This window comes from Streptomyces sp. V3I7, assembly GCF_030817495.1.
In the GTDB taxonomy this organism is placed as follows: Bacteria; Actinomycetota; Actinomycetes; order Streptomycetales; family Streptomycetaceae; genus Streptomyces.
The window spans coordinates 2,039,184-2,062,126 of record NZ_JAUSZK010000001.1 but is presented as its reverse complement, the minus strand read 5'-3'; the positions used below and the strand labels follow the sequence as shown (position 1 = coordinate 2,062,126).

Here is a 22,943-nt window from a genome sequence, read left to right as displayed (position 1 = left end):
TTCCCGCCTTCTGCTGATCCGTTGGGAGATCCGCGACGACATCCACGAAGTCTTCCTGAAGCTCGCGCGCTCACTGATCTGTTGGCGCCGCCTGTCACGGCAGCCGGTCTGAGTGGCCTTCGCCCTCTCGCAGCAGCCACTCCCTGACTGAAGGAGAATGGTCCAGCAGTTCACGGACCCGCATGCCGTCGTCGCGCGAGGTCACCCTCGGTAGCGGGGTGAAGTCGTCGGGAAGCACATCAAGCAGGCTCAGCACCCGGTCTCCCGTACGCGTGGTGATCAACAGCTCGCACCGCACCTGACGCGGAAGGTCCGGGCGATGGGACAAGCTGTGCCACATGGCCGGCCAGAGGTAGTGGGTTCCGTCGGGCGCCGCATTTTCCATCACCAAGGCTGGGTCCAGCCGCTGACTGAGGCTGAGCTCACGGGCCCGTTCCTCCAGCCTGAGCAGCGAGGCCGTGTCGATGAACTTCACTTGACGAGGCAGCGGTTGATCCGAGTTCATGGCGCCATGTTGCCCGCCGGCATCTCTCGATAAGAGGGGGCGGATTCCATGGAGTTCATTCCGCTAGGAGTTCTAAGGCCCGGCGCACCGCCGGTAGCATGACGGCCTGGGTGACCCTCCACCCGCTTCGCACCCCCGAGGGACCGGACCGCTTCGGCGGCCACGGCCGACTGCCATCCGGCGCAGGGGAGATGGACGAAGCGCGTGGCTACACCGCTGAGCGCGGACGGGTTCCAGTCCGTGCTGAAGAGCGCCGGGCTCGGCGTGGTCGAGCACGGGAAGTGGCGCACCCACAACCGCAACACGCACGGCAACTGGGGCCCCGTGAATGGGGTGATGATTCACCACACGGGCCCGTACAGCTCCGAGAAGGACATGGTGGAGCTGTGCCGCACCGGGTATCAGGATCTCCCTGGCCCGCTGTGTCATGGAGTTGTTGACCGCTCCGGGACCATTCACCTGGTCGGGTACGGGCGCTGCAATCACGCAGGCATGGGCGATACCGACGTTCTGCTCGCGGTCATCGCGGAGAAGAAGACCCTCCCGCGCGACAACGAAGCCGATACGGACGGGAACCGGCATTTCTACGGCTTCGAGTGCATCAACACTGGGGGCCAGTCCTGGCCTTCGGCGCAGCTGGACGCGATGGCGCGAGCGGCGGCGGCGATCTGCCGCGCGCACGGCTGGAACGAGCACAGCGTGATCGGCCACAAGGAGTGGCAGCCCGGCAAGCCGGACCCGGGCGGCATCGACATGGACGACTTCCGCGCCCGTGTCGCCCGCCACCTCAAGGACGACGGCAAGCCGAAGCTCGGTCCCAAGCCTGCCCCGAGGCCGAAGCCGAGGCCGAAGCCGAAGCCGGACCGGCCTGATCCGAAGCCCAAGCCGACTCCGAAGTACGCGGCGTACCCGGGCGCGCAGTTCTTCCGGGAGGGCCGGTCGTCGCCGGTTATCGCCGCGATGGCGAGGCGGCTGATCGCGGAGGGCTGCGACTCCTACGACTCCCCGCCGCGCCAGGTGTGGAACGAGGCGCACCGCCGCTCGTACGCCGCCTATCAGATCAAGCGCGGCCACCACGGCGCTGACGCCGACGGAATCCCCGGCCCCGAAACCTGGGCGGACCTCCGCGTCCCGCACCAGGCCGGCGCTCCCGCGCCGAGCACGACCACCCCGAACCAGGAGTACGACCCCATGCCGCAGGCTCTTGCCGACGTCGCGGAGCGCACCGTCGCCACCTACCTCCAGTCCCTGCTGGGCCTGATGGCCGCCTCTAACACGACGGGCATGGTGTCCCTCTCGGCGTGGCAGGCCGCGGCGGTCTCCGCGATGCCCGCCGCGCTCAGCGCGCTGAAGTCCACGATCGGCACCGTCCTGGGCAGGCCCGGTACGGCGTCGTGGCTGACGCTCAACCGCGACCCTGCCACGCCGAAGTACTGACGACCCGGTGAGCAGAGAGGAGGACGTCGTGCCCGAGGGACAGGTGGCTCTCGCCCTGGCCGAACTCCGCTCGGCGCTGGAGGTCGGCTTTGCACGCATGGACGGCCAGCTCGCGCTGCTCGTCCAACGCAGTGACCAGACTGACAAGGCGCTGGAGGAGCTGGAGGAGCGGGTGGCGGCGCTGGAGAAGACGCGGTGGCCGCTGCCGACCGTCGCTGTCCTGGTCAGCATCACGGCGGTGGTGCTGACCGTCGTCAGCCTGATCCGTACGTGATCTGACGGATCGGTTGTTAAGAGCCCGTGTCCGACGCGGTTCGTACGGTGAGGGCGAACTGTTTCTGCGGCCTGGGGGTCTTGATGGAACCGACATACCTGCTCGTCACCGACTTGGAGGTGGACACCGTGCTGGCGGACCCGACGGTCCCGCTCGCCGTCCGCGCGGTCTGGCAGCTTCTGTGGGAGTCGGAGGTCCGGCCCGATGAGGTCCTGGCCTTCGACGTTCAGGACGCCGAGCTCGACGACCGGTTGGTCGTCATCCGGCGCTCGAAGGAAGGCGACCTCTTCGAGACCGGCGTCACCGCGTCGGCGGCCGGCGTGCTGCGCGAGCTGATCGGGGCGCGCATCGAGGGACCGCTGTTCACCGTAGACGGGCGGCGCATGAACAGGGTCGAGGTGGCAGCCGCGTTCCGCGAGGCCACCGGCGGGCGCAGCCTGCACGCTCTGCGGTTCACCCGCCAGCTCAAGGAGAGGGACCGGGCGCAGCGCCACTGCCCGGCAGGCGGAGGAGAAGACCGCGTAGTGCGCGGCAACGCACACGGCCCCCGCCGAAGCGGAGGCCGTTTGGTCCTCTTGGAGAAAGACCGCCGCCACCATAGCAGCGACCACCGCGCACACGGGCGTCCGCGTGCGGCTACGCTTCCCCCGGCATCCAGGACGGGACACGGAGGACGGGATGAGTCGGCGCAAGCCGTATCTGGTCGGGCACCAGGAGTTCGCCAGGCTGTACCGCGTCGATCCGAAGCAGGTCGCGCAGTGGCTCTCCCCGAGTCGCGGCAGAGTGCTGGACCCGTCGACCGCCGTCGTCGTCAGCGGCGTGCGGTACTGGCCGCTGGGCTTCGCGGCCGGCTGGGGCGCGACCACGGCCCACTTCCGCCAGGTTGACCACGACGCGAAGGCAGAGATCATCGCGGAGCAGGGCGAAGGCTGGGAGCCGCGTCTCGCGGCCGAGCTGCCGCCGATCGTCGGCCAGCAGGAGATCATCCAGATCTTCGGCTTGCCCTCGCAGGGGGCCTTGGCCACGACGATCGCGAGCGGGCGCTTCCCGGAGCGCGACTGGCTGCTGTCGGGCTCGATGCTCTGGATGCTGGAGACCGTCCTCGACTCCACCGAGATGCTGCGCGAGACCGCGCGGACCCTGCCGTGGGAGGTGGACGAGGCCGTGGTCGCGGCCCTGCGGGACGGCACCTACGACGGCCCGGGGAGCCGTGTCCTCACCCGTGGCCGCCACACCCGAAAGAGCTCCTGACCAGCGCAAAAACTATACTTTGCCCCGAATTGCCAATAAGATATAAGTAATCCCCGTAATGGGGCGGCAGTTCGAAGGAGGCGGTAGTGCAGTTCATCGTCACGCCCGGCGGCGGCGAGATTGCGATCATGAAGCCGAGCGAGGTCCTGGTCGTGGAAGGGGCTCTCTCGCTCTACGTCGCGAAGAATCCGAACTCCAATCTGGCGTTCAGGGCTCTGCGGGAAGTCTCGTCGGCCAACGAGTCCCGCGAGGCGCGCATGGAGGCTGAGGCCGAGCGTGCCTGCTCCTGACTGGAGTTGAGGGTGCGAAGTCGCGCTCACCCTCGATGGGGTTGATCATCTGACCGCCAGCCCTCAAGATAGGTGACATTCTTGAAGTCGGTCACCATCAGGGGGCGTTGGCGTGGCATCCGTCCAAGACGAGCTTCCGGGCCTGGTTATCCACACCGTGCGGCAGCCGGACGGCCAACCCGCCTCGATACAGGCCCAGTTCGAGATGTTCCACCAGCTCAACCCCTGGGTTCTCCGGGCCCTGGAGACCCTGACCGCCGACTACCTCAAGCGCGGTGCACGCCGCGTCGGCATCGGGATGCTCTTCGAGGTCCTGCGCTGGCGCTACGTCACGGCGACCGAGGGCGACGAGTTCCGCCTCAACAACAACTTCCGCAGCCGGTATGTCCGGCTGCTCATCGAGCGCCACCCCGAGTGGGCGGGCGCATTCGAGGTTCGCAGCCTGCGGACCGACTGACCTCTTGGAGAGAGAACGTGACCGACGAACCATCCGCCGAGCCCGCCATCGTGGAGGGCACGGTGGTCGAAACGCTCCCGGCATCCACCTCGGCCGCTGCGCAGAGCGCCGTTGTGCTGCGCGCCGACCAGACGGAGTTCGACGCGCGTCAGGTGGCCGCGCTGTCGCTGATCAGCCCCGGACTCGCGAAGGCTCCGCGCGCCCAACTGGCCATCTTCTTCCACTTCTGCGTGCGGTCCGGGCTCGACCCGTTCGCGCGGCAGATCTACATGATCGGCCGCAAGAACTGGAAGGCCGCCGACGACCCGGACGAGCCCGAGCGGACGTGGACGATCCAAACGGGGATCGACGGCTTCCGCACCATCGCCCACAGGGCAGCGGCGAAGGCCGGGGAATCCATCTCGTACGAGGACACCGTCTACTACGACTCCGAGGGCAACGCCCACGACGTCTGGCTGTCCAGGCAGTACCCGGCCGCGGTGAAGGTCACGGTCCTGCGCGGCACCGCGCGGTTCCCGTTCATCGCCCGGTGGGACGAGTTCGCTCCGACGTACTACGACCCCAAGGAGGGCGCGTACGTCGTGGCGAAGATGTGGCGGCAGATGCCCGCTCACATGATCCGCAAATGTGGCGAAGCCGGCTCGCTGCGCATGGCCGCGCCGCAGGACCTGTCCGGCGTGTACGTGGACGAGGAGATGGCACGCGCCGACGCCGACGCAGTCGTGTGCGAGGCGGAGGACGCAACGCGTCGCCTGCGCGCCGCCGCCGGCCTGGAGGCGGGCGACGACTCTGGCGACAGCACGAAGGACGAGCCGGGTGCCCCCGCGGCCGAGGACCGGGACGCGGAAGCGGCCAAGCATCCGGCGAGGAAGCGGACGCGTGCCGCGAAGAAGACGGCCCCGGCAGAGCAGCCCGCCCCCGCTGCCGAGTCCGACGAGGCCCCAGCTCCGGCGAAGCGCAAGCCCCGCAAGGCCGCTGCGTCACGCCGCGCCGCCTCCTGACCCTGACGACATCGGGTGCCGCCCGTCGTCCGGCGGTCGGCGCCCCATCCTCTTGGAGAGCACCATGACCACCCTGGCCATCGCGCCCGAGCGGCCGGTCAGCTTGTGGCCCGCCGCCCACGCGGCGGACGCACGCCGTCCCCGCTCCCAGCAGACCAAGCTCGGCGCCAGCGACACGGTGTGCGCGCGCCGCGCGGGATACCTCCTGCACGGCCGTACCCCGACCGACACCGGCGAGAAGCGCAAGGCGATCCTTGGGACCTGGCTGCACGCCGGGATACTCGAGGCCGCCCGCGAGGAGTACGGATGGCTCGTCGAACGCCGCGTCGAGGATCAGACGGTTCGGGGCCACATCGACGCCGTCCAGCTCGACGCCAGGACTGCCGCCCGGCTCCCGAAGCGGCTGCGTCCCACGCTCCCGGCCGAGGAGACGACCGTCGAGGACGTGAAGACTAAGAGCACCTACCAGTGGGACAACGTCCTGCGGTACGGCGCGAGCGAAGCCGAGCTGCGGCAGGTCTACCTGTACGCCGACCTGCTCGGCAGCGAGGGTTTCGTCAGCGTCCAGGGACAGCGCCAGCTCGCCTACCTCGGGCCCCTGCCCGTCGCGCGCATCCGCTTCCGGTTCATCAACCGGGACAACGGCGACGACTACGTCCAGGAGATCGCCTACGAGGCCGACCGCGCCCGCCGTGCACGCTGGTGGGTCCAGCAGGTGCGTTCCGCCGCCTCCCCGGAGGAACTGCCCCGCACCTTTCAGGGGCCGGGGATCAGTGCGATCTGCGACCACTGTCCATTCCGCACCGCTTGCTGGGGGCCGCTGGTCGCCGGGCGCTCTCCGCAGAGCCAGCTCATCCACGACGACGCCGAGCGCGCCGAGGCGCTGGCCGATTACGCCGAGGTCTCGGAGCAGATCAAGCCGCTCAAGGAGAAGCAGAAGTTCCTGCGCGCCAAGCTCGACGGCTCCGAGCCGGGCATCTACGGCGACAACGCGTTGAAGTGGAGCGGCGGCAACCCGACCAAGGTCGATGACGTCGAGGCGATGGTCGCGCTGTACCGCCGCGCGCGGCTGGAGGTCCCGATGGCGCCCGACGTGACGGCCATGAAGTCGACGCTCAAGGAGATCGGCATCCCGGTGCCGACGCGCCTCGACCACGATCGGCGGACCGCAGTGAGCATCAACGTCACCGCCAGCAGGAAGCCCTGAGACGCCCGTCGGCGTGGGCGGGGCCGCCGTGCCCCGACCCGCCCCGCGACGGCGCGAGCAGGACGCGACACGGAGAGGTGCCGGTGAGCATCCAACTGATGGTGGTGGCCGCCTACCTGCCGAAGGAGGTGATCAACCAGACGCAGAAGGCGGTCCTGATGAAGATCGCGGACTCAGCCGATGATCAGACCCGGCTCGCCCGGCCGGGCCTGGAACGGATGATGGCCTGGGCTGGTGTCGGCGAGAAGACCGTCGTCACGGTGGTCACGCAGCTCGTCGGCCTCGGCCTGGTCGAGCGGGTCACGGTCGGCCGGCTCGGCCTGCGCGCCGAGTACAGGGTCTTCCCGTACGGCGTGCCGCCCATCCCGTCCACGGAGGAGCTGATCGAGCGGCGCCGTGCGCAGCAGCGTGCTCCGAAGAACCCCCGGCTGGCGAGGAAGACCCCGCGCCGCAAGCCCTCGGCGGCTGCCCGTACCCAGCAGGACGTCGTCGCGCGGGAAGAAGCGCGGGCCGCTGCCGATTCAGGGTTGCCTCAGGGGAACCCTGAATCGGATCAGGGCAGGGTTGCCGTGGGGGAACCCAGTGGGTTGCCGCAGGGAAACCGGGCGGGTTCCCCTGGGGAAACCCCTTCTCTTCCCCCTTCTTCCTCTTCTCTTCCTAACCCCCCTACCCCCACGGCTGACGCCGCAGGGGAGCCGGGAGCGGCGCAGGGAGCGCAGCGGCGGGGGAGCTGCCCGAAGCACGAGCAGCCCGTGGCGAACTGCCGGGGCTGCGGCACGAACCCGCGTGCCGGGCGCGAGGAGGCACGGCGCGAGGCAGTCGACCGTGAGCACCGCGGGCAGCAGGACTGGCTACGGGAGTTCTTCGCCGAGCAGGAGCGCCGTGTGGCCGGGACAGACCCCGCAGCGGTGGAGGAGGCCCGTCAGCGGGTGCGCGCACTTAGCCGGATGGGGCGCGAGAAGTTCCACAACTCCCGCCGCTAGCAGGAGCGTTCGCAAGATCGCCAACATTGACGCCCCGGTGGGCGCCATTAAGATATAAGCATGAGTTGGGAACTGGCCGAACTCACCGACCTCTTGGAGACCGACTTGACCTCAGCACTCGCCTCCGCCCCTGACGCCTATCTCGTGGTCGCGGAAGTGATCCACGGCCCGCACCTCGCCCCGCGAGTCGGCGACGGCCTCTACTGCTCCGCCGAGTGTGCCGAGCATGGCGTCCGCGAACTCGTCGGCAAGCTCGCCGAGGAAGAGGGCGGCAGCGGCTTCGCCCTGCCCCACCAGGGCCGCATGATCGGCTGTGCCGTCACGCGTGGCGGCCGCATGTGGTCGGTGCAGATCCTCGCCAGCGGTGAACTGCCCAACGTCTGATGCTCGCGTCACCTGAGATAGGTGACATTTCTCAACGGCGGGCGCGCGTTCTGTGTGCCCGCCGTGCACACCCTCTTGGAGACCAGAACATGACCACCATCGCTGCTCTGTCCGATCACAACCGCCTGAACGACCCGCTTTGGCAGCGGCTGTTCCACAACTACGGCCACGTCATCACGCCGCTGCGCTACGCGGGCTGGGTCACCGACGTGGAGACCGGCAGCGGAGGCGAGTTCTTCGTCCGCGCCGACCTGCGGGACGGCACGGAAGTGATCATCGCCTCCGAGCACAGCCTGCCCGTCGACCCCACCGAGGTGAGCGGCTGGACCGCCGTCCGCCAGGACACGGAGAACCCCAGCACGCACACCGTCCTGTACGACTCCACCCCGAACGGCCCGCAGCGCCACCACGGCACCAGCCTGATCCCGCTCATGGCCCGCATCGACAGTCTCGACGTTCCCGGCCACGCCCCCCGGCTGATCGTGTCGGCTACGCACACGGCCCCGTACGGCGCGAGCCACAACCAGACGGCCGGGATCGAGGACCCGGCCACCGCCATCGCCCGCTTCGCGGAGTGGTCGTGGCGACTCACCGGCCACGAGGGCTACCGCCGCGTGTGGCAGCGACCCGAGCAAGAGGGCTACCCGATGGCGCTGTTCGAGAACGCCGGGCACATCGCGACCGTCCGCGTCACCCGCAGCAATGACTGACCGGCCGCGCCGCGCACCGCGCCCCACCGGGGGCGCGGACCGGTGACCTGGCTGCTGACTGCGTGCGCCCTCGGACTGCTGGGGTTCACCGCCCTCGGCATCGAGGACAGCCACCACCACCGCGCGTTGCGCGCCACCGACCAGTCCTGACCCACGGCCGCCCGGCCCGCGAACCGGGCCGGGCGGCCCCACCTCTTGGAGACCGAAGACCGTGCCCCGATCCATCCACCTGCTCTGCGGAGCGGGCGGAGACGGCCAGCGTCTGCTCGAAGCCGGATTCGAGCCGATCCTCGGCATCAACCACTGGCAGACCGCCATCGACACCTTCGCGGCCAACCACCCGACCGCGGCGGCGCGCTGCGCCGACATCCAGAACTACCCCATGCGCTGGCTCCCCAAGGCCCTCGTGCTGTGGGCCTCGATCATCTGCACCGAGATCAGCCCCGCCGGCGGCAGGAAGCGCCCCGACCCGGTGCAGGAAGCCCTGTTTGAGGAAGAGGAGCAGTGGCGCGAACTTCCCCCGGAAGCCTTCGAGATGACGCGGGTGACCGCCTGGTGCGTGCTGCGCGCCGCCGAGGCGAAGCGTTTCCCCTGCGTCGTCGTGGAGAACGTCGTCGAGTTCATCACCGACTGGCTGCTGTTCCCCGAGTGGATACGCGCCATGAAGAAGCTCGGCTACCGGGTCCAGATCGTCTCGGTGTCCTCCGCGCACATCGGCTCGGACACCAACCCCTACGCCCCGCAGTGGCGCGACCGCGTCTACCTGGTGTTCACCCTCGCCGGGATTCGTCGCCCCGACCTCGCGCCGCGCCCGCTCGCGTACTGCGTCGACTGCGGGCGCGACGTCAAGGCCCGCCAGAGCTGGCGCGACCCGCGGGTCAAGGTCGGCAAGTACCAGCAGCAGTACGACTACCGGTGCCCGAACAGCCGCTGCGGCCACGCTCTGGTGGAGCCGTACGTCCGGCCCGCCTCCGACGTGATCCTGTGGGACAACATCGGCCAGCGCATCGGTGACCGCGCCCAGCCGCTGGTGCCCAACACGATGCGGCGGATCGCGGCCGGGCTGGAGAAGTTCCCCTACGACCCGTCCGTCATCACCCTCACGCACGGCAAGGACGGCACCGACCGCGCCTTCACCCCACACACCCGGCCGCTGCCGACCCGCACGGCCAAGCTCGGTGAAGCCCTCCTGGTGCCGGTCGGCGGCTCGTGGAACGACACCGCCTCCTCGGCCGCCGAGCCGATGCGCACCCGCACCACCCGCGAGAGCGAAGCCCTCGTCACCGTGGACCCGTTCATCGTGGAGTTCCGCAACAACTGCGACGCCGCACCGATCGACGCGCCGCTGAGCACCATCGCCACGGCCCGCCACCACGGCCTGGTCGTGCCCGACGGCGACGTGCGCACCCGGGCCCGCAACACGCTGGTGATCCCGTACCGCAAGGCAGCACCCAAGACGGCGGCCCAGCCGCTGCACACCCTCTCCACCCGCGACTCGGCGGCCGTCGCGAGGACCGCACCCGCCATCGAGGACTGCTACTTCCGGATGCTCCAGCCCCGCGAGCAGTTGAGCGCCCAGCGGTTCCCCGAGACGTACGAGGTCACCGGCAGCAAGGCCGCCCAGACCCAGCAGGCCGGCAACGCCGTGACGGTGTCGGTCGCCCGCTGGATCGGTGAACGCCTCAAGCCCGTCCTCGCCTGACCCCACCCCAAGAAGGGACCCCACTGCCATGACACCAGCAGCACACGACCAGTTGACCATCCTCAGCGAGCAGCGCGAGGACCTAAAGGCCCAGCGCCTGCGCATCGAGAAGGCGTACTGCCTCGCGGTGCTCGACCACATCACCGCGAAGATCCGCGCCGCGTGCCCCGAAGCGGTCTACGTGACCTTCGCCTTCTACGGCTCCCGCACCCTCGACCTGCACGGCGTCCTGGGTGCACAGACCAACCCGGTCCGCACCTGCCCCGAGCTGTGGGACAACCGGGGCGAGGAAGACGAGCACCCGCTCGACGCCATCGCGGACCAGATCGAGTCCGACGTGCAGACCGCGCTCGCCCCCTACTCCTCTCCGGCGTGGGCGAGCGTGCACCGCAACGCGGCCTCCGACGGTAACTCGTGGCTCCTGGAGCTGCCCCCGGCCGACCGGGCCGCCCGTGTGGCCGACCTGGTCCGCGAGCGCCACCCCGAGGCGACCGCCCTCGTCGTGGACGGGCGCGGCGCCGGACGCGTCATCGAGATCTTCGAAGGTGTCGCCGACGACGGCACCCCGGCGCGCACGCCGCGCCCACGGTGGACGGCCGACTGCGACACCAGCCTCACCAGGCTCCTCGGGCAGGTGCTGGCCCTCCCGGCCCTGGCCGACCGGCACCTGATGCCGCTGCCCGGCGACTACGCCCACCCGTTCGGCATCAGCACCAGTGACCAGGTGCGCCTGATGTCGCTGCCGCCGACCGCCTAAGCGCCGGGAGGAGGAGCAGATGAGCGGCAACGGGTGGGCCGGTGAGGCCCCCTGCGCCGGGGACTTCCGCTTCACGCCCGAGGAGACGACGGCCGAAGCCCCCACGAAGCCGCTGGTCGCCCTCCTCGCCGTCTGCCGGGACTGCCCGTTCCGCGCGCAGTGCATCGACCTGGTTCTGCCGAGCGCGAGCTTGTTCGACGGCGTGTGCGGCGGACGTCTCTGGCACAACGGGCAGGTCCTGGCGACCTGCGACGACGCGCAGCCCGACGAGCTGCGCGAGCGTGGGCGGCGCCCGATCATCCACGGCACCGAAGCCGGGGCCCGCGCGCACAACCGGCGCGGGGAGCGCGCCTGCTCCTTGTGCCGGGAAGCCGGACGGCTCGCCCAGCAGGCCCGCCGGGCCCGCAAGCGTGCCTCCGGCACCTGATCACCACCCCTACAACTCCTGCGGAGAAGCAGTGTGTTCACCATCAAGGCCCGCGACCTGGCGGCCATCCTCGACCGCGTCGCCCCGCACCGCTTCCGGACGAACGACGACACCCACGACCTTGATGTCCTGGTCCTCGACTGCATCCCCGGCCATCTGCACGCCGTGGGATGCGGTGAGCGGACTCTCGCCGTCGCCCGCATCGCCGTCACCGGCGACGTGTGGACGGCCCCCGTCGGCTACGACGACGCCGCCGCGCTCCGCGCCTGGCTGGAATCCTCCGACCACATCACTGTCGAGCACATCACCCACGGCGGTCACCAGAAGCTCCGCTTCACCGAAGGCCCCGCCGAGATCACCGTGCCCGCGGCCTGCCACACAAGCCGGCTGCCCTGGCGCGCGTTGGTGCGCCTCGCGATCGGTGCCTGCAATTACCCCTTGGCCGTCGGCCGCCCGGTGCAGCTCAACGCCGACGACCTCGCGCTGTGGGGGAACGCCGGCGCGGGCGGCGAGGTGATCGAGTTCCGCTCCCTGGGCCCGGTGGGCACGATGGTGACGGCCGGAGGCGACTTCCTCGGCCTCCAGGCCCCCCACACCTGGGACGGCCCGACGCCGGGCGAGGGATGGTCCTCTTCGCTGCGCACCCGCCTGTTCCTGTTCGCCGGGGCCTTCCTCGAGGTGGGAGCGCGGTACGAGGACCACACCGGAACTGCGTGGGTGGTGCCCGCCCGTCCCGCCCCCGGCGAGGAGCCGATGCTCGTCTCCGCCGACTGCGCGGCCGTCGCCCTGCCGATCTCCCAGGTGCTCGCGGGCGGGAACCTCCTGATCCGGCTCCCCGACTGACCAAAGATAGATGGCATTTATGCAAACCGCACAGCACTCTCATGCCGCGGTGTGCGACCACGACGCGGACCCCGGGTTCGGGCTCAGCCCCCTGCCCGCCGCGTGGCGCACCCGCCCCCTCTACTCCTGCGGCACAGCCAGAGATCCGAGAGGAATTCCCAGTGAACAAGGCCCAGCTCATCAAGGTCGTGGCCGCCGCGACCGGAGACCGCGCTCAGGCGGCGCTCGCGGTGGAGACCACGTTCGACGCGATCGTCCGCGCCGTCGCGGCCGGTGAACCCGTCTCCATCACGGGCTTCGGCAGCCTGACGCCCGAGGACCGCCCAGCGCGCGTCGCGAGTAACCCGCAGACGGGTGAACCGCTGCGCGTCGCCGCCAGCCGGGTCGTGAAGTACCGCCCCGGCACGCGGTTCAAGGAGTTCGTGGCGGGCCGCCGCGCCGTGCCGGAGTCCGGCAGTTGCATCCAGAAGGACCCGAAGACCGCCGCTGCCGCTCGCCCGTAACCGCCCGCACACCAGGGGCCGCCCGGCGCGCACCGAGGCGGCCCGCCCAAGGAGCACGACAGATGAACGACCTTTCCGTGGGCGTCGAGATCGACGCCACCGCGAGGTGGTTGGAAGCGCGCGGCATAACCGGCGCGGCGAACCTGCTGCGGCGCGTCGCGTGGCAGCGGGACCAGGCCGTGCAGCGGCTAGGCCTGCGGCCCGGCCCATCCGCACCGGCGACGAGCGGCACCGAGTTCGCGGCCCCGCGCGACCTGGACGCCGCCGCCGAAACGGCGATGCTGCGCACGGACGTCGCCCGCCTCCAGTCCCTGGCCGAGCGTGCCGGCTGGGTGGCGGACCCGGCCGCGAAGCGCATGCTGCGCTGGCGCGACGGCTGGTGGGAGCTGGGACACAGGCGCCGCAACCCGAACGACGGCTACCACGACACCGGCTGGTATCTGTGGGGACCGGTCGGCAGCTACGACGGCGAATGGATCGACCGCCACAAGGGCCCGGCTATCGAGGAGGCCGAGCGGCTGATCACCAAGCACCGCGCCGCGGGCCGCGAGGACGCCGAGTGAACGCGCAGATGGCGGAGATCATCCGGTGCACGGGAGGTGCCACGTGACCGCCCAGCTCCAGAGCGCCCCGGTGACCCTGCCGAGCGTGCAGGAGAAGGGAGAGTGGCAGCCGCGCGTGGTGGGCCTCGACCTCTCGCTGACCTCCACCGGAGTGGCCGGTACGAGCTGGGCGCGCGCCTACCGGCCCGGACGCCGCCGCAGTCATGAGCGGCTGGACTGGCTGCTGGCGGGCGTCGCGGACAGCGTGCGGGACGGCACGGACCTGGTGGTGGTCGAGGGAGCCGCGTACGCCCAGGGCGGCCAGGCCGGGTACCACGAACTGGCCGGGTTGTGGTGGCTGGTCACCCAGTACCTGTGGCGCAACCGCATCCCGTACGCCGTCGTCACGCCGCACGGCCGCACGATCTACGCCACCGGCCGGGCCAACCCCGCGCAGGAGTGGCCGCGCAAGGACCGCTCCCGCGTCGCGAAGGGAATGGTCCGCAGCGCGGCGGTCGAGCGGTACGGCGTCGAGTGCGAAGGGCCGGGCCGCTACGACCAGGCCGACGCGACGATCCTTGCGGCGATGGGCCTGGACTGGCTGGGCTACCCGACCGTGCCGGTGCCCGACTCGCACCGCCGTGCGCTGGAGGCCGTCCGCTGGCCGGACCTCATTCCCCCGGCCGCGAATTAAAGGGAATTGCATTGCGGGAAATCAATTCGCATTCCGTCGGATATACCTTGCTTCTGGGGTGTATGCCATTAAGATATAAGTAATGAATTCGGGAAATGCCCGAATCCGGAAGGGAGTTGGAGTGAAGCCCCACCAGCATCACGGATGCGGCTGCGAGTGCAGCAGTGGCGGCTTCTGCGGAGGCTGCGGCCACGCCGGATGTGGCGGCCGACGCTAACCACCCCCGAACACACCCCGCGCCCCCGGCCCACCGCCGGGGGCGCACCCATACGCGCAAGCGTCCTCTTGGAGACCGAGATGAACACCTACTCCACCGGAGTCCTCGAACTCGCCAAACAGATAGGGCTCGAACCCGAACACGTCGCGGAGGGCCTGCGCCTGGCGTGCCGCTCCTTCAACCACATCCAGGCGAACACCGGCATGACCGGCGAGCAGTTCCGCCGCCTGTTCACCCACAACCGGCACTCCATCGCCATCGTCGCCAACATCGCGATGCGTCGGGCCGGCCGCCGCGACGACGCCCTGCTCCTCATGGACATCTACAAGGCCAGCGTCGGCATCGCCCCGTACCAGCCGCCCATCCACACCGGGATCGGCACGCTGCCCGAGCACCACGACCACCCGCTGGTCCGGGACGCCATCCGCATCCTGACCGCCGCCGGGCTCCCGCCCATCCATACCGACGGCGTCCACGAACTGCGCGCCGGCTTCCAGGTCCTGCCGGACACCACCGGCCACCTGCCCGGCTTCCTGTTCATCGCACCCGACCCCGGCGCCAAGGGCCGGACCGGATTCGCGGGGGGCGACCTCGGCTACCTCGCCGTCATGCGCTGGGCCGGATGGGGCGTCATCACCGAACGCCTCGACGGCGGCCTGTACGCCGTCTGCCACCCCAGCCGCCGCGACAACCCGTTCCCCGCCGCCCCCGCCTCCTGACCTCGCCCGTGCCCGGCCGCCCAGGCGGCCGGGCACGGCCCACCCGAAAGGCACCACTCTCATGAAGCTCCCCGTCGACGACGCCACGCTCGCGTCCTGGTCCACGCTCCTCGGCCTCACCGATAAGCAGAGCGCCGCGGCCCTCGAAGAGATCGAGAAGACTCTCCGCCAGGGCTACGAGTACCGCCCTGACGACCTGCGCGACGCCACCTTCGACCAGCTCATCAGCGAGATGGACAAGGACGAAGCAGCCCTAATGTTCCTCATCAGTGGACTGCGCCAGGCCGGATACCTCGCAGCCGCCCACGACATCGAGGTGCGCAGCATCTTCGCCACGCTCCACTCCCTCCAGCACACCGGCTGACCCTCCCCTCACACCCGCTCACCGCCCCGGTCGCGCTCCGCGCACCGGGGCGGTCCCATGCGCGCCCACAGAAAGGATTCCGCCGTCGTGAGCGACGACTTCCTGCCCCGTGCCGCGGCCCCGACCGCCGCACGGCCCGCCCCCTCGTGGGCGAAGAGGACCCCGCCCAGGTCCAAGGCCCGCCCCACCGGCAAGATCACCGCACGTCGCTACGCTGCTCCGCGCGACCCGCACGAGCACGCCCGCAAGATCGCGGAGAACGTCCTCGAAGCCTGGTACCAGTCCTTCGGCGGCAGCAGCATCGACGTCCCCCTGGGCACCGTCGCCGGGCTCTCACTGCTGCGCAACCTCCCCGGACTCGCGGACTGGGTGCTCAACCTGCCGCCCGAACAGCTCCCGCAGCTCCTCAAGGAGATCTACCTCGGGCACTGGATCGACCGACCCGACCTCATCAACCGCGCGATACGCCTGCACGACTGGGCCTGGAACCCCGAGCCCGACAAGCAGCAACTCCGCGCCGTCCACGCCGTCACCCGCGCCGCCATCAACACCGGCCTGATGGACCTCACCGGCCACGACGACGTCTGGCGACGGTCCGAGGCCGACGTCCTCAGCCCCCTGCTCACCGGCCTCCGGCACAAGAGCGACAAGAAGTGGCGCGGCGAGTACCACACGCCGGCGTGCATCACCGACCTGATGGCGAACATGACGATCGACAAGGACTTCGCGAAGCCGGGCATGTCCTTCCGCGAACCCGCCGTCGGCAGCGGGACCATGTTCCGCTCCGTCGCCGTCCGACTGCGCGACCTCGGCCTCGACCCGCACGACTTCCACTGGTACGGCAACGACATCGACTCGCTGTCGGCCGGATGCGCCGCCGTGAATGCGATCATCTGGGACCTCGGCCCGCGCTGCCTCATCGGCTGCGCCGACTCCCTCACCCCTGACGACGACTACGCCAAGACCCGCGCCGAAGCCCTCGAAGCGTTCCAGGAGCGCGACCGGTATGTAGGCGCCGCCCACTCGCTCGTCGCCGTCCGCCGCGCCTTCGACCTGGTCGACGAGCGGATGCCCAGCAAAGAGCCCGTTGCGTGACCGGCACCTTCGACCGCCCCGCCACCACGCCCGTCGTCCGCCGCCGACGCCCGGCCTTCGCCGCGCCGCGCGACGAGATCGACGTACCGCCCCTCGACCAGATCGCCCCACCCCTCGACCCGCCCTGGCGCAAGGAGGACACCGACACCCCCGACCGCAAAGCCCTCTATCTCCACCCCGACGGCCACAACGTCGGCCTGCGCATCCAGTCCCGCGGGTTCGCCATCCAGACCTGGATCACCGCAGGCCCCGACCTGCCCCCGCTCCCCGACAGCGCAACCGCCGCCGAGCAGGCCGAAGCCCAGGCCGCCCGCGACGCCCGGCTCCAGCCCGGCCGCACCTGGCACGCCGTCCTCAACACGCGCACCAGCACGGCCCTGGCCACTGACCTCGGCGCACTCGTCCGAGACCGCCTGCTCCCCGCCCTGACGAACAAGCCGCGCGGCATCCCCGCCCCGCCCCCACCCGCCCGCATCGGCCAGTCCGACCCCACCTCGACCCCAGAAGGAATCCAGAAGTGAGCCCCGACAACACCGTGCAGGTCACCAGCCTGCCCAACCTCGCCGAGATCCTGCCGTACCTCCTCGGCCACTACCCCGACGACAGCATCGCCCTCCATGCCCCCGGCCCCAACTTCATCGACGGCCCGACCATGACGTGCCCCCTGCCCGACGATCCCGCGGTGTGGAAGGACACCGCCGAACTCGCCGCCCGCCGGTTCGTGGCGTACGCCCACGACCGCGGGCACGACCCCGGCGAGGGCGTCATCGTCTACCTCTGCCGCGAGCCGCGCCCCGACGAGACCCCGTGGGACACCGCCGCGCTCCTCGCCCCCGTCGCCGACTGGCTCACGACGGCCCTTGGCGGGCAGCGCGCCGACGTACTCCAGACCATCGGTCTCGTCGCGAACCGGTGGTGGGCGTTCGAGTGCACCACCGAAGGGTGCTGCGAGGGCCAGCCGCTCCCCACTGCCGACGACCCCAGCAGCGTTGCGGCACAGATGGCCCGCCTCGGCCGCACCTCCGGCCCCCGCACCCGCGACATCGTCAAGGAGTTCCGGGCGGCGGTCCTCGCCGACACCGACTTCCTCAAGGCCCTGGACACGGCCATCGACCAGTTCAACACCCGGTGCGCGACCAGCGCAGGACGCGACGCCACCCTCACCTCGACCTGCGCCCAGATCGATGCGGCCGTCAGCCAGTTCCGGGCCGGAGCGACCACCCTCAACCGCACCTTGGCCACGCAGCTCCTCGTCGGTCTGCACGACGACGGCGCCGTGGAGGCCGGCATGGCGCACACGGACGACGACGACCTTCCCCACGCCCGACGCCTGTGGGCCTACCTCGCCCGGCACTGCGCCGACCCGTTCACGCAGGAGGCCGTCCCCGCACTGACGCTGTACGCCTTCGTCGCCTGGCGGCAAGGCGACCTCATCGCCGCCCGGCTCGCCCTCCGCGACGCGCTCACCGCCGACCCCGAATACGACCTGGCCGTCGGCATACACCTCGGCACCATCGACGGCGAGGACCCCCGAGACTTCCGTACCGCCGCCCGAGAGAACTGCGACCACCGCATGGCGCACGTCCAGCACGCCGTCCAGGTCGCCAGCGAGTACCGACCTGTCACCGACAGCACGGCGGACCGCCACCGCGAAGCCCTCGACACCGCCACCGAGTACCACGCCGCGCAGGTCAGCACCTACCGCGGACAGCTCCTCGCCCGCTACGGCACGATCGACATCATCGGCGGAGCCCTGGCCGACTTCCGCAACGGCCCCCCACAGCTCATGGACGAGATCGCCGCCTGCATCATCCTCGGCCTCCAGGACCCCGAGACCCGAGACGCCGCACTGTCCACCGGCGACGAGAACGACCTCCCCGCCGAACGGGAACTGTGGGGCTACCTCGCCCGACGCTGCGTACCCCCGCACACCGACAAGGCCCCGCCACTCCTCGCCCTCCTCGGCTGGGTCGCCTGGCGGCAGAACGACACCGTCACCGCCAGCCACGCCTTCTCGGACGCCCTCGACATCGACCCCCACTACAGGCTCGCCAAGCACATGCTCGAAGGCATCCGCACCGAGTGCGACCCGGCCAAGTTCCTGGCGATCTTCCGCACAGCCGCACAGCGATTCGCCGCGGGCCGCGCCGAGCTCGACAACCTCTGACCCTCACGGCGGCCCCGGCAACTTCGCCGGGGCCGGCAGCGTGAACGGGGGGCTGCGCGCTACGCTGGGGAACGGCGGCTGACCTGCGAAAAGCCGTTCCGCTCCACCCCCGGGCACAGGGGGCGAGAGCCCGCTTCGCCGGTAAGGCCCTCCGCTGCGCCGGAGTCTGTCTCCTCCTCCACCACGTAGTCCGCCACCAGCGCGGACGCTCTCACGCGCCCGTTCTGCGTCGCGTGCGAACGGACACGACTGCGCCCCCAGTGGACACGCAGTGGACGGAAGGACCCGGAAAGACTAGGAAGCCGGCGGAGGCAGGCGAAGGGCAGTAGGGCCCTGACCTGCATTTATGGGAAGATCGAGGCATGATCGGGAACCGATCGGAAGATCCGAAAAGGACTCATAATCCGTCGGCCGTGGGTTCGAGTCCCACCCGCCCCACCCAGACTGCTCGGTGCAGGAACGTTTTCACCTGCCTCGAAGCACCAGCCCCTCCCGGACGGAGGGGCTTTTCGCGTCTCTGGAGATCATTAGCTGGCCCGCTGCTGGCCCGCTGCCGGCCCGAAAGGCAGACGATCAAGACATGGAGCGGTCCCGACCGGAACGGCGTCCGGCCGGGGCCTTCGAGCGGTGATGGGTCAGGCGGTCGCGGAGACGATCAGCGTCCCGATGTGGCCCGGCTTCGGCGCCTCGACGACTTCCGCCTTGGCCTTGGCGAAGCCGGCCCGGAGGAGGTGCCGCTCCCACACTGCAGGCCGGTAGCTGTACCGGTACGTGAACATGGCCTTCCCTGCGAAGCCGCCCTTGTACATGCCCTGCGGGCCGTAGGCGCCCGGGATCGCCGGCGGCTGGGAGAACACGAACACGCCGCCCGGCACCAGGCGCTGATGCACGAGCGGGACGAGGCGGGACGGGTCGGTGAACCAGGCGGCTCCGAAGATGCTGTAGACGGCGTCGTAGCGGCTCTCGTTGGTGGTGAGCCATTCGAGGATCTCGCCCTGCTCGATCCGTACTCCGAGCGGCGCCCAGCGCTCGCCCGCGAACTGCACCATGCGCGGCGACAGGTCGACGCCTGTGGTCTTGATGCCCTGCTGCGCGAGGTGTGCGAGGGCGCGGCCGGTGCCGCAGCCGATCTCCAGCACCGACTCCGGGGAGCCGAGCATTTCGGGGCCGGGCCCGTGGCCGGCGTACTGCGTCCAGCAGAACGACGGCTCGGCGTCGGCCTTGAACGCCGACTCGGCGAAGGCGTCCCACAGTTCGGTCTCGGCCGGGATGTCGTGCGGTACGAGCACAGCGGTTCCTCTCGTCGGGATGCGGGAGCCCCCGCCCTCGGGGTGCCGTGAGGACGGGGGCGACTGTAGCGGCGCTGCTCGCGCGGCACTTCGTGTTCTACGACAACGACCAGCCCACCCAGATGAGCACGTCCTGCGTGCGCTGGTCCGACGTCGCCGGGACACCGGTAGCCGACCCCATCAACGAGCCCTGGCCGGGCGGCACCAGGGCGCAGATGGCCAGCCTCGGCATCCGCATCAGCCAGATCACGGAGTCGTTCACCGCGGGCATGCCGACCGAGCTGGAGGCGGCGACGCTCCGCATAGGCACCGGCGTCCCCGTCCTGCGGTACACCCGCAAACACATCGCCGACACCGGCCGCGTCATCGAGGTCGCGCACCCGATCGTCCGCCGCGGCGACACCACGATCGTCGACTTCCGTATCGACCTGGACGACTGACCCCGGGCACGACGAAACGCCCCCTGCACAGCCCGCGCGGGGCCGTACAGAGGGCGTTCGGGGGTGCGGAGTCAGGCGGTTTGCGGTGGCTACATGTTCAATGGGTTGATCTTGACGCGTTGACCAGTTTGCAGGGGGAAGTTGACAACGCGGAAGGCGTGGGCGCCAGTTACTTCAGACAGCGCGTCAAGGATGTGGGGCATGGCAGCCAGGTAGGCGGACGCTGTGGCAGCAATGAGCTGGAGCCCAGAGGCATCGGGTTCGCGGTGGCCGATCCAGTTGTGGACGTCGCGTAATTCCCCAGGGAAAAGTTCACGCAATTCCCCAGGTGCTCGTCCGTCGGCATGCCAAGCCCTACTGGAGTGAGTCTCGATCCCGCAGGGCGCTGACGCCGCTGGCATCGTTGAAATGCTGATAAGCGTGAGCCTGGCGGCGCGCGTCGCGGATGCCTCTGGTAGCCGCCGCTTCGATTCGCTGAGCCTCCGGGCTGGAGTCCATCCGACGCCGGTCGCGGCGGATCAGAACGGTCGCTGCGGCCGCCACGATGGATATGACTGCGAGCGCGGTCAGCACCAGATAGACCATCGACACCCCGCACTTGTCTCAGACCGCTCATCATGATCTTCGCCCCGGCACTGATCGCCGGAGACTGCCCAGACAAGCGTACTCATCGGGGGGTGAGCCCGTCGATGACACCGACGGCGACGCTGACTCCGCAGCAGATCAACGTGGTTCGGGGTAACTACTCCCTGCCGCCGGTGACGTTCTACAAGGCGCAGGTGCGGGTGGACGGCAAGCCGCGCAAGGCGTTGCCGGAGGATCTGTGGATTCTGGTGCCGCCGGAGCGGGAGAAGTGGGCGCAGACCATGCTGGGTGTGACGGCGGAGGTGCTGGTGCTGGTGCTGGTGCTGTCGCGGGGGGTCGAACCCGGAGATCATCCGGAAGGAGGCTCCGGGGCTGATCATCACCCGAGGCGTTCAGGATGATCCGGTTCAGATCTGGACCAAGGGCGCAGCGGTCGGGATGCCGGTAATGCACACGCCGGACGCTCACGTCGTTGCGAAGGTGCTGTGATGCGCCGATTGATCGCTGCCGTGTACGTGAAGGACCCGACCAGTTAAGAGGACCTGGTTCTCAGGCCAACGCGTTGACGGCTGCCCTGAACAGGCGTGGCAGGCGTGCTGCGGTGGGCATGATGTGCGGGGCGAGCACGGGCTGCTGACGGGCTCTTACCAGCAGTTCGGTCAGGAGCCGATGTCGGCGGGTCGCGTTCGCCCAGTCGGTTTCGTACCGGCTGGGCGTGCCACGACACAGGTTGGTGACCAGGGCTTCGGCGCCGGTCAGGGCGAGGGCGAGGCCCTCACCGGTCAGCGCGTCGATGTAACCGGCCGCGTCGCCGACGAGCAGTACCCTCCCGTGCGCTCGGGCGCGGACTCTCTGACGCAGCGGACCGGCGCCCCGCACCGCGGTGACGGCCGCTTGCGAGGGGAGGCGGCCGGCCAGCTCGGGGAAGTGCTCGAGATGGGTGGCGAAGGGGGCTCGCCGGGTCGTCAGCACGGCGATGCCGACGAGCCGGGGCCCGAGCGGGGTGACGTACGCCTCCGTGTGCGTTCCCCAGTGCACCTCCACATACGGCGACCACGGGGGCACCGCGTAGTGCCGGCGCAGCCCGTAACGAGGTACGCCCCGGGTCTTCACCTCCAGGCCCAGGCAGCGGCGCACGGGTGAGTGCAGGCCGTCCGCGGCGACCAGCCACCGGGCGCGCAGCCCCGTCCCGGGAATGGTCACGCCGGTGGCGTCCTGCCGTACCTGCTCCACCCGCAGGGGCAGTACGGGCACCCCGGCCGCCAGCACGGCCCGGTGCAGGATGCCGTGCAGGTCGGTGCGGCGCGCACCGGTGCCGGGGCCGTCGCGGAAGGCGGCCTGGACCTGGCGGTGGCCCTGTACATAGCGGATGCCGGCGATCGGGTGGCCGGGGACCTCCAGCCCCAGGGCGGCGAGAGAGCGGACGGCACCGGGCATCAGACCCTCCCCGCACGCCTTGTCGACCGGCGCCCGGCGCGGCTCGGCGATGACGGTGTCGAGACCGGCGCGCGCAGCGTGCAGGGCGGTGGCGAGACCGGCGGGTCCGCCGCCGGCGATCAGCAGGTCGTGGCCGCCGCCGCTCACGCGGGTGCCGCTTGGGCGAGGGCCGCGTTCTCGCAGCGCACCCGGACGGTGAGCAGCACCGCGTTGGCCACGGTGAACACCGTGGCGGTCAACCATGCGCAGTGCGCCAAGGGCAGCGCGGCGACCTCCACGACGACCGCGAGGTAGTTGGGGTGGCGCAGGAAACGGTAGGGCCCGGCGCCGACCAGCCGCGCTCCGGGAACGACGATGACCCGGGTGTTCCAGTACGGGCCGAGTGCGGTCACGCACCACCAGCGCAGGGCCTGGGCCAGGACGACGAACGCCAGCATGGGCCACCCCAGAACCGGCAGGAACGGCCGGCCGGCGAGCGCGGGTTCGAGCAGGCAGCAGGCGAGCAGAGCCATGTGCAGGGCGACCATGACGGGGTAGTGGTCACGGCCGTGCTCCACTCCGGCGCGGGAGAAGGTCCACGCCGCGTTGCGCCGTGCCACGACGAGTTCGGCGACGCGTTCGGCGGCTACTGCGAGGACGACAAGCGCGTACCACGGCATGAGG

General features: G+C 70.3%; 29 protein-coding genes. 24 read left to right on the top strand and 5 right to left on the bottom strand.

The window, feature by feature from the left end:
* Positions 1-94: 94 nt before the first annotated feature.
* The gene (locus QFZ74_RS09700; RefSeq protein ID WP_307620400.1) at positions 95-505 is read right to left on the bottom strand and encodes a hypothetical protein; all 411 of its coding nucleotides are present in this window, start codon (positions 503-505) and stop codon (positions 95-97) included.
* A gap of 204 nt (positions 506-709) precedes the next feature.
* Between QFZ74_RS09700 and QFZ74_RS09695 the strand changes: the two genes are divergently transcribed.
* The 22 genes from QFZ74_RS09695 to QFZ74_RS09590 all read left to right on the top strand — a co-directional run bounded on the left by QFZ74_RS09695 (position 710) and on the right by QFZ74_RS09590 (position 18,529).
* The gene (locus QFZ74_RS09695; RefSeq protein ID WP_307620399.1) at positions 710-1,942 is read left to right on the top strand and encodes a peptidoglycan-binding protein; all 1,233 of its coding nucleotides are present in this window, start codon (positions 710-712) and stop codon (positions 1,940-1,942) included.
* A gap of 28 nt (positions 1,943-1,970) precedes the next feature.
* Positions 1,971-2,216, top strand: coding sequence for a hypothetical protein (locus tag QFZ74_RS09690; RefSeq protein WP_307620398.1), 246 nt, complete (start codon positions 1,971-1,973; stop codon positions 2,214-2,216).
* Positions 2,217-2,894: 678 nt separating this feature from the next.
* The gene (locus QFZ74_RS09685; protein WP_307620397.1) at positions 2,895-3,467 is read left to right on the top strand and encodes a hypothetical protein; all 573 of its coding nucleotides are present in this window, start codon (positions 2,895-2,897) and stop codon (positions 3,465-3,467) included.
* Between the two features lie 86 nt (positions 3,468-3,553).
* The gene (locus QFZ74_RS09680; protein ID WP_307620396.1) at positions 3,554-3,757 is read left to right on the top strand and encodes a hypothetical protein; all 204 of its coding nucleotides are present in this window, start codon (positions 3,554-3,556) and stop codon (positions 3,755-3,757) included.
* 112 nt (positions 3,758-3,869) lie between these two features.
* Complete coding sequence (locus tag QFZ74_RS09675; protein ID WP_307620395.1) at positions 3,870-4,214, top strand: hypothetical protein; 345 nt, start codon at positions 3,870-3,872, stop codon at positions 4,212-4,214.
* A gap of 17 nt (positions 4,215-4,231) precedes the next feature.
* Positions 4,232-5,215, top strand: a complete 984-nt coding sequence (locus tag QFZ74_RS09670; RefSeq protein WP_307620394.1) for a recombinase RecT — start codon at positions 4,232-4,234, stop codon at positions 5,213-5,215.
* A 64-nt stretch (positions 5,216-5,279) separates the two neighbouring features.
* Positions 5,280-6,422, top strand: coding sequence for a PD-(D/E)XK nuclease family protein (locus QFZ74_RS09665; protein WP_307620393.1), 1,143 nt, complete (start codon positions 5,280-5,282; stop codon positions 6,420-6,422).
* 83 nt (positions 6,423-6,505) lie between these two features.
* Entirely contained in the window at positions 6,506-7,405 is a 900-nt protein-coding gene (locus tag QFZ74_RS09660; protein WP_307620392.1) for a helix-turn-helix domain-containing protein, read from the top strand.
* A gap of 60 nt (positions 7,406-7,465) precedes the next feature.
* Positions 7,466-7,789: a hypothetical protein gene (locus QFZ74_RS09655; protein WP_307620391.1), complete on the top strand. Its 324-nt coding sequence runs from the start codon at positions 7,466-7,468 to the stop codon at positions 7,787-7,789.
* Positions 7,790-7,878: 89 nt separating this feature from the next.
* Entirely contained in the window at positions 7,879-8,499 is a 621-nt protein-coding gene (locus QFZ74_RS09650) for a hypothetical protein (protein WP_307620390.1), read from the top strand.
* A 211-nt stretch (positions 8,500-8,710) separates the two neighbouring features.
* On the top strand, positions 8,711-10,201 hold the full coding sequence (locus QFZ74_RS09645) for a DNA cytosine methyltransferase (RefSeq protein WP_307620389.1): 1,491 nt from the start codon (positions 8,711-8,713) through the stop codon (positions 10,199-10,201).
* Positions 10,202-10,229: 28 nt separating this feature from the next.
* Entirely contained in the window at positions 10,230-10,958 is a 729-nt protein-coding gene (locus QFZ74_RS09640; RefSeq protein WP_307620388.1) for a hypothetical protein, read from the top strand.
* Between the two features lie 19 nt (positions 10,959-10,977).
* Entirely contained in the window at positions 10,978-11,385 is a 408-nt protein-coding gene (locus QFZ74_RS09635; protein WP_307620387.1) for a hypothetical protein, read from the top strand.
* A 33-nt stretch (positions 11,386-11,418) separates the two neighbouring features.
* Positions 11,419-12,228: a hypothetical protein gene (locus QFZ74_RS09630; RefSeq protein ID WP_307620386.1), complete on the top strand. Its 810-nt coding sequence runs from the start codon at positions 11,419-11,421 to the stop codon at positions 12,226-12,228.
* A 161-nt stretch (positions 12,229-12,389) separates the two neighbouring features.
* Positions 12,390-12,731: an HU family DNA-binding protein gene (locus QFZ74_RS09625; RefSeq protein WP_307620385.1), complete on the top strand. Its 342-nt coding sequence runs from the start codon at positions 12,390-12,392 to the stop codon at positions 12,729-12,731.
* Between the two features lie 62 nt (positions 12,732-12,793).
* A complete protein-coding gene (locus QFZ74_RS09620) occupies positions 12,794-13,294 on the top strand; it encodes a hypothetical protein (protein ID WP_307620384.1) in 501 nt (166 codons plus the stop codon).
* A 43-nt stretch (positions 13,295-13,337) separates the two neighbouring features.
* On the top strand, positions 13,338-13,967 hold the full coding sequence (locus tag QFZ74_RS09615) for a hypothetical protein (protein ID WP_307620383.1): 630 nt from the start codon (positions 13,338-13,340) through the stop codon (positions 13,965-13,967).
* Positions 13,968-14,264: 297 nt separating this feature from the next.
* Entirely contained in the window at positions 14,265-14,903 is a 639-nt protein-coding gene (locus QFZ74_RS09610; protein WP_307620382.1) for a hypothetical protein, read from the top strand.
* Positions 14,904-14,964: 61 nt separating this feature from the next.
* On the top strand, positions 14,965-15,267 hold the full coding sequence (locus QFZ74_RS09605; RefSeq protein ID WP_307620381.1) for a hypothetical protein: 303 nt from the start codon (positions 14,965-14,967) through the stop codon (positions 15,265-15,267).
* A gap of 87 nt (positions 15,268-15,354) precedes the next feature.
* Complete coding sequence (locus QFZ74_RS09600; RefSeq protein ID WP_307620380.1) at positions 15,355-16,362, top strand: N-6 DNA methylase; 1,008 nt, start codon at positions 15,355-15,357, stop codon at positions 16,360-16,362.
* Positions 16,359-16,883, top strand: coding sequence for a hypothetical protein (locus tag QFZ74_RS09595; RefSeq protein WP_307620379.1), 525 nt, complete (start codon positions 16,359-16,361; stop codon positions 16,881-16,883). The genes QFZ74_RS09600 and QFZ74_RS09595 overlap by 4 nt, the downstream gene beginning before the upstream one ends.
* Entirely contained in the window at positions 16,880-18,529 is a 1,650-nt protein-coding gene (locus QFZ74_RS09590; protein WP_307620378.1) for a DUF4192 family protein, read from the top strand. The genes QFZ74_RS09595 and QFZ74_RS09590 overlap by 4 nt, the downstream gene beginning before the upstream one ends.
* 635 nt (positions 18,530-19,164) lie before the next feature.
* Here QFZ74_RS09590 and QFZ74_RS09585 read toward each other — a convergent pair.
* Positions 19,165-19,818 (bottom strand): bifunctional 2-polyprenyl-6-hydroxyphenol methylase/3-demethylubiquinol 3-O-methyltransferase UbiG, encoded by a 654-nt coding sequence (locus QFZ74_RS09585; RefSeq protein ID WP_307620377.1) that lies wholly within the window; start codon positions 19,816-19,818, stop codon positions 19,165-19,167.
* A 47-nt stretch (positions 19,819-19,865) separates the two neighbouring features.
* Here QFZ74_RS09585 and QFZ74_RS09580 point away from each other — a divergent pair, with 47 nt between their 5' ends.
* Positions 19,866-20,258 carry a UTRA domain-containing protein gene (locus QFZ74_RS09580; protein ID WP_307620376.1) on the top strand — a complete coding sequence of 131 codons (393 nt, stop codon included), beginning with the start codon at positions 19,866-19,868 and terminating at the stop codon, positions 20,256-20,258.
* A gap of 354 nt (positions 20,259-20,612) precedes the next feature.
* On the opposite strand, the gene QFZ74_RS09575 is transcribed toward QFZ74_RS09580, so the two are convergent.
* Entirely contained in the window at positions 20,613-20,849 is a 237-nt protein-coding gene (locus QFZ74_RS09575; RefSeq protein WP_307620375.1) for a hypothetical protein, read from the bottom strand.
* Positions 20,850-20,875: 26 nt separating this feature from the next.
* On the opposite strand from QFZ74_RS09575, the gene QFZ74_RS09570 reads away from it, so the two are divergent.
* Complete coding sequence (locus QFZ74_RS09570) at positions 20,876-21,244, top strand: hypothetical protein (RefSeq protein WP_307620374.1); 369 nt, start codon at positions 20,876-20,878, stop codon at positions 21,242-21,244.
* 148 nt (positions 21,245-21,392) lie between these two features.
* On the opposite strand, the gene QFZ74_RS09565 is transcribed toward QFZ74_RS09570, so the two are convergent.
* Together QFZ74_RS09565 and QFZ74_RS09560 are read right to left on the bottom strand one after the other, a co-directional pair.
* Positions 21,393-22,427 (bottom strand): NAD(P)/FAD-dependent oxidoreductase, encoded by a 1,035-nt coding sequence (locus QFZ74_RS09565; protein ID WP_307620373.1) that lies wholly within the window; start codon positions 22,425-22,427, stop codon positions 21,393-21,395.
* The gene (locus QFZ74_RS09560; protein WP_307620372.1) at positions 22,424-22,939 is read right to left on the bottom strand and encodes an isoprenylcysteine carboxyl methyltransferase family protein; all 516 of its coding nucleotides are present in this window, start codon (positions 22,937-22,939) and stop codon (positions 22,424-22,426) included. The genes QFZ74_RS09565 and QFZ74_RS09560 overlap by 4 nt, the downstream gene beginning before the upstream one ends.
* Positions 22,940-22,943: the final 4 nt, after the last annotated feature.

Coding starts and splice junctions, on each gene's coding strand:
- QFZ74_RS09650 (WP_307620390.1), top strand. CDS start 7,879: ATGACCACCATCGCTGCTCTGTCCGATCACAACCGCCTGAACGACCCG.
- QFZ74_RS09700 (WP_307620400.1), bottom strand. CDS start 505: ATGAACTCGGATCAACCGCTGCCTCGTCAAGTGAAGTTCATCGACACG.
- QFZ74_RS09635 (WP_307620387.1), top strand. CDS start 10,978: ATGAGCGGCAACGGGTGGGCCGGTGAGGCCCCCTGCGCCGGGGACTTC.
- QFZ74_RS09610 (WP_307620382.1), top strand. CDS start 14,265: ATGAACACCTACTCCACCGGAGTCCTCGAACTCGCCAAACAGATAGGG.
- QFZ74_RS09620 (WP_307620384.1), top strand. CDS start 12,794: ATGAACGACCTTTCCGTGGGCGTCGAGATCGACGCCACCGCGAGGTGG.
- QFZ74_RS09640 (WP_307620388.1), top strand. CDS start 10,230: ATGACACCAGCAGCACACGACCAGTTGACCATCCTCAGCGAGCAGCGC.
- QFZ74_RS09665 (WP_307620393.1), top strand. CDS start 5,280: ATGACCACCCTGGCCATCGCGCCCGAGCGGCCGGTCAGCTTGTGGCCC.
- QFZ74_RS09605 (WP_307620381.1), top strand. CDS start 14,965: ATGAAGCTCCCCGTCGACGACGCCACGCTCGCGTCCTGGTCCACGCTC.
- QFZ74_RS09560 (WP_307620372.1), bottom strand. CDS start 22,939: ATGCCGTGGTACGCGCTTGTCGTCCTCGCAGTAGCCGCCGAACGCGTC.
- QFZ74_RS09685 (WP_307620397.1), top strand. CDS start 2,895: ATGAGTCGGCGCAAGCCGTATCTGGTCGGGCACCAGGAGTTCGCCAGG.
- QFZ74_RS09655 (WP_307620391.1), top strand. CDS start 7,466: ATGAGTTGGGAACTGGCCGAACTCACCGACCTCTTGGAGACCGACTTG.
- QFZ74_RS09570 (WP_307620374.1), top strand. CDS start 20,876: ATGATCTTCGCCCCGGCACTGATCGCCGGAGACTGCCCAGACAAGCGT.